Origin of the sequence: Thioalkalivibrio sp. AKL17 (assembly GCF_000377885.1) — a bacterium.
In the GTDB taxonomy this organism is placed as follows: Bacteria; Pseudomonadota; Gammaproteobacteria; order Ectothiorhodospirales; family Ectothiorhodospiraceae; genus Thioalkalivibrio; species Thioalkalivibrio halophilus.
The window spans coordinates 45849-56336 of the sequence record NZ_KB898772.1 but is presented as its reverse complement, the minus strand read 5'-3'; the positions used below and the strand labels follow the sequence as shown (position 1 = coordinate 56336).

The 10488-nt window shown below is 67.7% G+C and carries 10 protein-coding genes; 4 read left to right on the top strand and 6 right to left on the bottom strand.

Annotated features, from left to right (window positions below; translation table 11 throughout):
* A partial coding sequence (locus D577_RS0112905) for a FimV/HubP family polar landmark protein (RefSeq protein ID WP_026289073.1) occupies positions 1-1211 on the bottom strand: 1211 nt, incomplete at its 3' end.
* Positions 1212-1386: 175 nt separating this feature from the next.
* On the opposite strand from D577_RS0112905, the gene D577_RS0112900 reads away from it, so the two are divergent.
* Positions 1387-2040, top strand: coding sequence for a rhodanese-like domain-containing protein (locus D577_RS0112900; RefSeq protein ID WP_018947884.1), 654 nt, complete (start codon positions 1387-1389; stop codon positions 2038-2040).
* A 367-nt stretch (positions 2041-2407) separates the two neighbouring features.
* On the opposite strand, the gene D577_RS0112895 is transcribed toward D577_RS0112900, so the two are convergent.
* Complete coding sequence (locus D577_RS0112895; protein WP_244263470.1) at positions 2408-3874, bottom strand: diguanylate cyclase; 1467 nt, start codon at positions 3872-3874, stop codon at positions 2408-2410.
* Positions 3875-4010: 136 nt separating this feature from the next.
* On the opposite strand from D577_RS0112895, the gene D577_RS0112890 reads away from it, so the two are divergent.
* Complete coding sequence (locus tag D577_RS0112890; RefSeq protein ID WP_018947882.1) at positions 4011-5051, top strand: triacylglycerol lipase; 1041 nt, start codon at positions 4011-4013, stop codon at positions 5049-5051.
* Positions 5052-5080: 29 nt separating this feature from the next.
* Here the strand turns inward: D577_RS0112890 and D577_RS0112885 are convergent, their stop codons facing one another.
* Together D577_RS0112885 and D577_RS0112880 are read right to left on the bottom strand one after the other, a co-directional pair.
* On the bottom strand, positions 5081-6010 hold the full coding sequence (locus D577_RS0112885) for a sulfurtransferase (protein ID WP_018947881.1): 930 nt from the start codon (positions 6008-6010) through the stop codon (positions 5081-5083).
* A gap of 86 nt (positions 6011-6096) precedes the next feature.
* On the bottom strand, positions 6097-8262 hold the full coding sequence (locus D577_RS0112880; protein ID WP_018947880.1) for a hypothetical protein: 2166 nt from the start codon (positions 8260-8262) through the stop codon (positions 6097-6099).
* A 129-nt stretch (positions 8263-8391) separates the two neighbouring features.
* Between D577_RS0112880 and D577_RS0112875 the strand changes: the two genes are divergently transcribed.
* Together D577_RS0112875 and D577_RS0112870 are read left to right on the top strand one after the other, a co-directional pair.
* Positions 8392-8811 (top strand): universal stress protein, encoded by a 420-nt coding sequence (locus D577_RS0112875; protein WP_018871011.1) that lies wholly within the window; start codon positions 8392-8394, stop codon positions 8809-8811.
* Entirely contained in the window at positions 8811-9149 is a 339-nt protein-coding gene (locus tag D577_RS0112870) for a DUF3634 family protein (protein WP_018947879.1), read from the top strand. Before D577_RS0112875 ends, D577_RS0112870 begins: the two co-directional genes overlap by 1 nt.
* Positions 9150-9191: 42 nt before the next feature.
* On the opposite strand, the gene D577_RS0112865 is transcribed toward D577_RS0112870, so the two are convergent.
* Positions 9192-9695, bottom strand: coding sequence for a heme-binding protein (locus tag D577_RS0112865; RefSeq protein WP_051073654.1), 504 nt, complete (start codon positions 9693-9695; stop codon positions 9192-9194).
* A 156-nt stretch (positions 9696-9851) separates the two neighbouring features.
* On the bottom strand, positions 9852-10340 hold the full coding sequence (locus D577_RS0112860) for a hypothetical protein (protein ID WP_051073653.1): 489 nt from the start codon (positions 10338-10340) through the stop codon (positions 9852-9854).
* Positions 10341-10488 lie beyond the last annotated feature (148 nt).

The following is a 10488-nucleotide window of genomic DNA, read 5'->3' as shown; positions in this document are numbered from 1 at the left end:
GGCTCCGGTTCGGGTTCGGGTTCGGGTTCGGGTTCGGGTTCGGGTTCGGGCTCGGGTTCGGGTTCGGGTTCGGGTTCGGGTTCGGGTTCAGGTTCGGGTTCGGGTTCGGGTTCGGGTTCGGGTTCGGGTTCGGGTTCAGGTTCGGGTTCGGGTTCGGGTTCGGGTTCGGGTTCGGGTTCGGGTTCGGGTTCGGGTTCGGGCTCGGCGCCCGCAGCCACACCCGCTGCAGCTGCGGCGGCGCCGGTGGCGGCTCCGGCGGCCGCGGCGCCGGTGGCGGCTCCGGCGGCCGCGGCGCCGGAGCCTTCTTCAGCCGGAATTTGCGGTTCGGCTTCGTCCCCGCGGGGCGACCGGCCCTTGCCCGACTTCGCCTGCGCGCTTCCCTTTTTGCCTGCGGAGGCGGGCTTGCCCCCGCCCCCGGTCTGACGGCGCCCCAGCATGATGCCGGCCACCAGGAACAGGCCCAGGCCCAGCGCCATGGACCCCAGCGCCACCAGCACCGGCGGACGGGTCAGCTGTTCGGTCAACGGCACCTCGTCCGGGCCCGGGCGGCTTTCCACCTCGACCAGCCGTTCCTCGACTTCGACCAGGCGGTCGCGCAGCTGATCGCGCTCGGTGCGCAGGGTGTCCAGGTCCTGTTCCATCTGCTCGCGCAACTCTTCGGCCGCGGCGTCGGTCCCCGCATCCAGACGCTCCGACTCCAGCAGGAACCGCAGCTCCTCCACCGCCTCGCGCAGTTCATCGATCTCGGCATCGCGCGAGGCCAGACGTTCTTCGATCGCGGCACGCGACATGCCCTCGCCGCCCTCGTCCACCGCTTCGAACCGGTCCTCCACACGCACGGCGCCGGGGTCCCAGTTCTCGATGTGACGCAGGACCTCGGCGCGGGCACTGTCCCGGTCACGCCGGGCGAACACCGATTCCGGCGGCCGCTCCAGTACCGTGCCGGCCCGCAGCGTATTCACGTTCTGTTCGGCGAAGGCCTCGGGGTTGGCCTCGAGGAAGGCGAGCATGGCTTCGTTAACCGACACGCCGGGGGGCAGATCAAAGGTCTGCACGATGCTGTACAGGGTGTCGCCGCGCTGCACCTCGTGCGTCGGTCGGTCGGGCGATTCGGCCAGCACTGGCGTCACGCCTGCGGCGGCCAGGCCGAGCGCCAGGGTCAGGCCGAGCGCGGTGCCCGCCAGTCCGGAGCCATTGCGGCTGTGTTCCACCCGTCGATCCAAACCTGAACCCTCTGTCCAAATCCACTGACCACGAAGCGTGGCCTCGAGGAGGGTAACGGCCCGTGCAAGCCGTGCTGAAGGGAACCCCCCACCGACAGGGTGCAAGCCGGCACCGTTTGACTCACAATCCCGGCTTGCCAACACAACCACAGTGGAGGAGAAGATGAAGAAACGTTTTGCCCCCGGACTGGCCCTGGCCGGCCTGTTCACCCTGGGCCTCGCCGGGCCCGCTTCGGCGCTGGAAGTCGGCATCACCCCGGACCTGCAATCGCTGGAGGTCCCGCACGGTGACGAGACCGTCACCATCCAGCGCATCCAGGACACCGAGAACCGGCTGGACAACGAGTTCGCGAAGACCTCACGCCCCTGCCCGCCGTTCTGCGTCCAGCCCATGGATCTGGGCCGCGGCGTGGAAACCCTCGGCGAGGCGGAGTTCCTCGAGTATGTCGGCCAGCTCGGCGAGCGCGACGACCTGCTGATCATCGATTCGCGCGGTCCCGACGACTACGCCGCCGGCACCATCCCCGGGGCCATCAACATCCCCTGGCAGAAACTGGACATCGACGGCGACGCCGAGCCCGCGGACGTACGCGACATCATGCTCGACAAGTTCAGCGTGATGGATCACTGGGACCTGCTGGACTTCTCCAACGCCAAGACTCTGGTGCTGTTCTGCAACGGCCCGTGGTGCGGCCAGTCGCCCACCAACATCCGCACGCTGACCAACCTCGGGTACCCGGGCCACAAGATCAAGTGGTACCGCGGCGGCATGCAGATGTGGAACACCCTCGGCCTGACTACCGTCGAAGGCCGGTAGGAGGCCGGCCCTCCGGCCGATTTGCCCCGGTGGGTCGTCGGCCCCGATCGGCCAGGGGGCTGGCCTCCTACGGGGCGGGGGAACGGTAGGAGGCCGGCCCTCCGGCCGATTTGCCCCGGTGGGTCGTCGGCCCCGATCGGCCAGGGGGCTTGCCTCCTACGGGGCGGGGGAACGGTAGGAGGCCGGCCCTCCGGCCGATTTGCCCCGGTGGGTCGTCGGCCCCGATCGGCCAGGGGGCTGGCCTCCTACGGGGCGGGGGAACGGTAGGAGGCCGGCCCTCCGGCCGATTTGCCCCGGTGGGTCGTCGGCCCCGATCGGCCAGGGGGCTGGCCTCCTACGGGGCGGGGGAACGGTAGGAGGCCGGCCCTCAGGCCGTACACCCCCGATTGCGCCCGCCACGCTTGGCGCGATAAAGCGCCTGATCGGCGCGCTCCTCGAGCCGCCGCAGGCTCTCTCCCCGCTCCGCACCAGCCACCCCGAGACTGACCGTTACCCCGCCCACGGTTTCGAACGGCTTGTCCTCGACCACCCGACGGATGCGTTCGGCCAGGGTCCAGGCACCCTCGGCGTCGGTATGCGTCGCCAGCACCAGGAACTCTTCCCCGCCCCAGCGCGCGAAGTGATCGGTGGAACGCAGTACCGTGCGCACCCGGTCGGCCAGCTCGCGCAGCACGCTGTCCCCGGCCAGATGCCCCCAGGTGTCGTTGACCGATTTGAAATGGTCGACGTCGAACATGATCAGGGAGAACGCCGTTTCGTAGCGCTCCCGCTCGGCATGAGCCTGCTCCAGCAGCGCGTGCAGCTTGGCCCGATTGTAGATCTCGGTCAGGCGATCGTGGGTGGCGAAGCGCTCCAGCTCCGCCTCCAGGCGTTTCTGTTCGGTGATCTCATGGAACACCGCCACGTAGTGCTCCAGCTCGCCCGCGTCGTTGTACACCGCGGTGATGGACTCCCACTGCGGATACACCTCGCCGTTGCGCCGCCGGTGCCATACCTCGCCCTGCCAGCGGCCCTCTGCCTGCAGGCGGGTCCACATCTCGCGGTAGAACTCCGCGTCGTGCCGCCCGGACGAGAGGATCGCCGGAGTCGCCCCGATGACCTCCTCCGGGGCATAACCGGTGGTCTCGGTGAAGGCCGGGTTGACCCGCTCGATACGCCGGTCCGGGTCGCAGATCAGCAGCGCATGGGTGGTGTGGAAGGCGGTGGCCAGCAGCCGCTGCTCGGCCTCCAGCGCGCGGCGCTCGGCGCGGTCGCTGATGTCGGCCAGGACCATGCTGACCATGTGCGGCGTATCCCCCGCCTCGCGGAAGACCGAGGCCGCGACCTCCACCCATTGTTCGCGATCTTTCCGCGTCGGATGTTCCAGCCGCAGCTCCAGGCGCAGCTCCTCGTCGTTGCCGGCCTGCAGTTCGTCCAGCGCGCGGTACAGCGCCGGCTGCTCCGGCAGATGATCGGCCAGCGGGCAGCCGATCAGAGTCAGCGGATCGCGTCCCAGCAGGCGGCCGACCATGGGGTTGGCATCCTGAATGATGCCCGCCGAGTCGAGGATCAGAAGCCCCACCGGCGCGCGCTTGCGCACCTCCTCGAACCGGCGTTCCTGACGCCGCGCCAGGCGCAGGGCGTCGCGCTCGGTCCAGATGCCCTGCGGGCGGTCGTCCTCGCCCACGACCACGACCGAGCTGCAGCGGGCCCGATGCATGCGCCGCGCCGCCTCCGCGACACTCTCATCCGGGGCACAGCGCACCAGATCGCGCTGTGCGATCTCGCCCACCGGCACGGACGAGGACCCGGCGAAGGTCGCGGGGAGTACGGGCTGTCGTTCTGTATCGTTCACGGCATTCGACCCCCGGCTGGCGTTCGGCGTGGCATGGCGGCACGCGGATCCCAGTATAGACACGGAAAACGCCCGCACGTTATGAGGTGACCACTACCATGAAAAGAACCGGGCCCCCGGTTTGCAGGAGACATCCATGAAGCGTCGTCTGCGGCTGACCCTGCTGATCCTCATCGCCCTGCCCCTGTTCGCTCTGGGGGTCTGGGCGCTCTGGGGCGAATTTCAGCCCGAGCAGGAGCGGGAACTGCGCGTGGAGGTCCACGACCGCCTGGAGCAGTGGTTCCCCGAGGCCATGGAACTGCCCGACGAACTGCTCGGCTTCATCCCGCGCTCGCAGCGCTATCCGGACTCCGCGGCTCCGGATGCCATCCTGCTGCACGGACTGGACGAGCCCGGCAACATCTGGGACGAGCTGGCCACCGCCATGGACACCGCCGGCTTCAATCCCGTCGAATTCCGTTACCCCAACGACCAGGCCATTGACCGCAGCACCGACCTGCTGGCGGAGCACTGGGAAGACCTGGACGCCGATCATCCGGTCATCCTGATCGGCCATTCCATGGGTGGACTGGTGATCCGCGATTTCATCACCCGCTGGCGGCACCCGGCCGACGGCGAGCCGCGCATCGAGGGGCCGCCGGTGGACGGCGTGATCCTGATCGCCACGCCCAACCACGGCTCGGAATGGGCCCGGCTGCGCATGTGGCTGGAGCTGCGCGAATGGTTCGCCGATATCCGCGAGGAGCGGTTCTCGCTGTTCGCCGGACTGCGCGACGGAACCGGCGCGGCCAAGATCGACCTGCGACCGGACAGCCGGTTCCTGGCCGAGCTCAACGCCCGCCCGTGGCCCGACGACATTCCGGTACGCATCATCGGCGGTGTGCTGGCCGAACCCACGCCCGAAATGGAACGCAGCCTGCAGCAGATGGGGGAACAGCTGGACGCCCCCGAGCTGCCCCGCCGCATCGCCGACTGGCTGGACCAGACCGGCGAAGGCCTGGGCGACGGCGTGGTCCCGGTCGACTCCCTGGCCCTGGAGGGGCACCCGGAACCACTGGTCGTGGAAGGCTCGCACCGCGGCCTGCTTGTACCCACACCACTGACGGACACCCCGCCGGCGATCGAGCCCGTGCTGGAGATCCTGGAGCAGTGGCGCCGGGGGCTACACCGTCCTTGACGCCACCTGCTGCCCCCGAAGCGGAGGCCTCAGAGGCTGAAGTCGCCGCCGAGCGGCTTGTCGCCTTCGACCACGGGCAGGGACTTGGCACGTCCCCAGTGGGCCCAGCCACCGTCATACAGGCGCACGTCCTCGAACCCCAGGGCCTTGAGCTGCATGTAGGCCATGGTCTGGCGGAAACCGTCGTGGCAGTACGCGTAGACCGTCTTGTCGCGCGGCAGATCGGCGTACAGCTCCTCCAGCTCGTCCATGGTGTCCCACAGGTGCGTCTGGCCGTTGGCGCCATCCAGGGAGACGATGTTGATCGCACCCGGGATGTGCCCGCCACGCGGCGCGCCCACCACGGTCTCGCCGGTGTAGTGGGAATTCGGACGGGAGTCCAGCAGCACCACGTCATCGTCGCGACGCGCGACCACGTCATCGTAGATGTCGGTCCACTCGACCACCAGGTCGTCCCTGGCTTCTTCCAGGGTCACGTTGCCGGGCTCGACCTCGGGCGCATCGGTAGAGAGCGTGTTGAACGCGGTCCATTCGTTGGTACCGCCGTCCAGCAGTTTCACCCGGTCCATATCGTAACCGTAGAGGTCCAGCAGGAAGTACACACGGGTTGCGAGCGCGGTCACCGAATCGTCGTACAGCACGATGGTGGAGTCGTCATTGACGCCCCAGCTGCGCAGGCTTTCCTGGAACTGCTCGCGCGAAGGGAAATGCATGATGGGATTGCGGCTGTTGTCGCCGAGATCCTTGAACCGCTGTACCTGAACCGCCCCGGGGATATGCCCCACGGTGTAGTAGCGATGCGGGTGATAGCGTACTTCGAGGATCACCAGGTCCGGGTCGTCGATGTGCTGTTCCAGCCAGTCGGCATTGACCAGGAAGTCGGCCTTCTCGGCCATTGCGGGACCGGCCGCCAGGGCCAGCAGGAGAGTGAGGGTCAGGGTCCGGAAGAGTGATCGCATGGTTTACCTTTTGCGCTGCAAAGAACTGATATCGGGATGATTGACGCCCGCGCCGGCCGGCTTATTCCCCTGCGCCCGGCATGCATTCAGCCCGGCAGGTCGGCCTGGTTGTGGCGCAGCAGGGAACGCCAGTAGCGGTTGGCGTCGGACAGGATGTGCGTCGCCGCGCCCACCAGCTCGCGCAGTTCCTCGGTGCGCATCCAGCGGGTCTGCTCCACGGCGTAGTCCTCCTGCACCTGCTTGTGCAGGGCGAAGGCCTCCTCGAGGGTACGAAGCTGGCGCCACACCTGGCCGGACATCGCCGACATGCGCACGACCTCGTTCTGCGCGAGGATGCCGTGGATGGCCGCGCCCCAGGCGGGGAAGAACGCGGTAAAGAACAGACTCCACGGAAAGTGGAAAAAGAAGTGCAGCGTGACCACCAGGAAGGTCGCGAAGAACAGCGTGAACGCAAGCCGGTGCAGGTACTTGTGGTTTATCTCCAGGTTGTGGGCCGAGCGGCGGTAATACTCGCGGTGCTCGTCCAGCACGTCGTGGATGTAATCCAGCGCCGCCTCGTTGTGCTCGCTCATCCGGTAGGGCACGCGGCCACGGCGGTCCTGCGGCATGCCCTCGGCCACCAGCAGGCGCTGCAGCACCCACAGTTCGGCGCTCTCCAGCTCCGAATGCAGTTCCAGGGGGCGGCCCTCGGGACGGCGGTTCTCCGGCCGCCAGTACGGTGCGGAAAACGTCTTCGGGAGCACCAGTAACGGATACCCCAGACGCAGATAACGCAGCTGCTCGGCGAGGAAGCGAAAGCGGATCCAGTGTCCGTGATGATCGCGGTAACGGGCCTTCAGCACGCGCCGCACGATGAAATGCAGCAGCACGAACTCCACCGCGATCCAGAAATAAGGCACCTCGCCGGGCGCCGCCGGCCACACCTGCAGGGCCCCGGCCACCGCGGCGAACACCGCCATCGCCGCCGCGTAGTAGATCATCCAGGTGTCGTCCTGGTGGCGCGTGGCAAAAATGCTCGCCTGCTCGTCGGACCAATTGAAGAAGTGTTCGAACGCCGGTTCGCGGATGGGGTGCTCGGCCTCGCGCTCGGGGCTCGGACGCACGGCGTTGTAGCGATTGCCCCGGGACGGCCGCGGGCGCAGGGCCCGCAGTGCCCCGGGGAGGTCGAGCATGGCCAGCGCGGAGGATGCCGCATGCAGACGGTTCACCAGCCAGTGGCGCCGCACTTCGTCGCGGGCATCGGTCTGCAGCAGTTCCACCACGCGCGAGGGCTGGCTGCGCGCCGGGGGCTCCAGCATCGCGTGCAGCCACATCCAGCTGCCGGTCACCCAGTTCCATAACCCGGGCGGGCGCCGGCGACGTCGGGTCACGCCCGCCAGACCCAGCAGCCACAGCCCCCACCAGACGACGTAGTGCCCCACCCCCACCTGGTCATCGATCCGCCGGATCAGGCGGTTCTCGGTGGTGTTCTCGTCGAGGGCCGGGGCGAACGGACACAGGATGCGTTCCAGCCACTCGTCGATCCGGCGGGAGTCGAGTTCCACCGGGTCGAACAGCGACAGCAGCGCCGCCGGGGTCACTTCCATCACGTCCAGGCGGGTCAGCGCCGCGTCGGTCACCCGGGCCGCCGTCAGCATCATCAGCTGTGGCGTGTCCTGCTCCGGGTCCAGATACAGCAGCAGGACCCCCTGTCGGCGCATCACCGCGTCGCGGATCATCTGCCCCGCGCCGCTGGTGACCTCGTGGGGTTCCTGCCCGTCCCACACGGCCACCAGCATGTCCGAAAACGTCAGCGCCAGATCATCCCGCAGGCGGTGCACCGACTCGGGCGGGCCCTCCGCACCATGAACGGGCTCGGCCCCCAGCACCACGCCACGGCGGGCATGCGCTCCCGGCTCGCCGGCCGTCTCGGGGCTGGTGGACATCAAATGCAGGTCCACGTCCAGGCGCGCGGCCGCGGATCGCGCCAGCTCGTTGGTTCCGGTGGCACGCCCGGTGATCAGCCGCATCACCGGCGACACGTCCGCATACACCGCATCGGTACTGGCGAAACGTTCCGCGGCCGCGCCGTACAGCCGCCGCAGCACCCGCTCCAGGGTGGCCTGCAGACTGGCCCGCCGGGCTTCGGCATCTCCGTGCGACAGCCAGTTGCGCTCCAGGCGCCGCCCGCGGTGCCCTCCCACCAGCACGGAGAACGCCGGGGTCAGCCGGACCTTGTACGGGTCTTCCCCACCCCCTGTTTCCGCTGCCAACGCATATCCTCCGGGACGAAAACTGTGAAACCATATCACCGTGGCCGTCAGCCGACTGCCCCGCCCCGCCGGAATCTGCTATACGGCTGGAAGGTCGGGCGGGCCGACCGAACCGTTAAGGAAACAACCATGTTTGAACGAATCATGATCCCGGTGGATCTCGAACACACCGACAAGCTGCAGAACAGCCTCGAAATCGCGGCCAGAATGGCACGGGAGTACGACGCCACGGTGTACTACGTGACGGTTTCGGGGAGCCTGGCCAACCGAGCCGCCCGGACCCCGGAGGAAATGGAAAGGCATCTGGCGGACTTCGCCCGCGAACAGGGCGAGAAATACGGCATTCGCACCGATTCGAAGCTGATGCACAGCAACGACGTGGCGGTGGAGCTGGACGACAAGCTGGCTCAGGCGCAGAAGGAACTGGATGCCAATCTGGTGGTGATGGCCTCGCACATCCCGGGCGTGGCCGACCGGTTGCATCTGATCAGTTCGAATGCGGGTGAGCTCGCCCGGCGCCTCCCGGTTTCGGTCTTCGTGCTGCGCTGATGATGTTCATCGCCTTTCTGCTGATGATCGGCTTTCTGATCATCGCCGCCGTTCTGCTGGTATGGCAGGTGAGCATCCTGTTCAGCGTGGTGATCGGAGAAGACGGCAGCGTACACACCACCCGCGGGGATCCGCCGCGCAATTTCCTGCACGCGGTGCGCGAGGTGGTCAGCCGCCACGGGCTGCAGGGCGGCAGGATCACCGCGGTGCGTGGCCGCGACGGCGTTCGCGTGCGCTGTTCGCGCCGGGTGCCGGAAGAGGCCCGTGCGCATCTGCAGGCGGCGGCGGAGCGGGTCAAGGTCGGCCGCCGCCGGCGCGGGCGCAAGAAGCGCCGCTGAAGCCGGCCCTCCCCGGTACGGGCAGGGCCGGGTGATGCACCGTCAGAGCAGATCGTCCTGGATGGCGTCGATCGCATCCATGGCGCACTGGTGGTCGACCTCGCCGCTGGGACTGCCCGACACCCCGATGCCCGCGACGATGCGCCCGTCGGAGGTGACCTGAGCGCCGCCGCCGAGGATGGTGACGTTGGGCAGGTGCTGGATGCCGTAGCTGACCTCGCCCGGGAAGGCATCATCGCGCAGCCCCAGCGTATCGGTACGGAAGCTGACCGCCGTCCAGGCCTTGCTCTGTGCAGTGCCAACGGTGTGCGGACCGGCGAACCGATCCCGCTTGAGAGCCTGGGTCGTCCCGAAGCGGTCGACCACCGCCGCGGTCACCTGTGCGTTGCGATCACGACAGGCATCCACCGCGGCCTCGACGGCCTTGGTCGCGATTTCGGGTGTCAGGCTGGGTGTGTTGAACGTGGCCGAATCGGCGTGAAGGGGTGCGGCGGCCAGCGCCATCAGGGCCCCCGTTGCAAGTGCAGCTCCAATTGAACGGGTCATCTTCAACCTCCGGGGTTGGTGTAGTTCACCTGTCGATGTAGATGGTTTTCGGGCTTTTCGCAAACGAAGAAACCGAAGGACAAGGGCAACCCGAGAGGCTCAACTGCGGCGGGACACCACCCTGCCCGGGCGATGGCCCCGCGATTCCGTCTCCGTTCAGGCCACCTGACCGATCCGTTCGGAAACCGGTTCATCCGCCATCGGCGGATACTGGCTGGCCACCTCCCGGGCCGCCAGCAGAAAGGTGTTCACAAGCGTGGCGTGCTGCCGCAGCTTTTGCTCCAGATCCGGATCTTCGCTGACTTCGTCCACGACCACGCCATCCGGCCGCTCCTCCACGTGCACTTCGATGCGGCCGCGCTGTGCAAAAAGGGTGCGATACAGCGGATCACGATCGCGCAGGTGGGCGCTCTCGCGCAGCCGCCGATGCAGCTCCGGGACGTGAACGCGCAGTAACGCGGCCAGTTCAGGGTCCGTTGCCGTCGTCACCGTCCGGGTACCCCCCTCGATGAACTCCAGCTCCCTCCGGATTGCGTCGTGGGACTCCAGCAGGCGCTGAAAGACCACCTGCTCACGCTCGTGCTGCTTGCGGGCTTCGGCGTCCAGGTGACCGCCGCAATCGATCATTCTCGGGTGCATCGTCATGGTCTGTCGGCCTCTTGCTGATGATCCTGCCCGGAAGAAGCAATCTCCCTGCCAACTCGTATTTCCCACCATGACGCGGCCACATGCCGATGCCGCCGATCCGGTAACGCTCTGAACTGCGAATATTGGCAGCTGCTAATACCCGAAA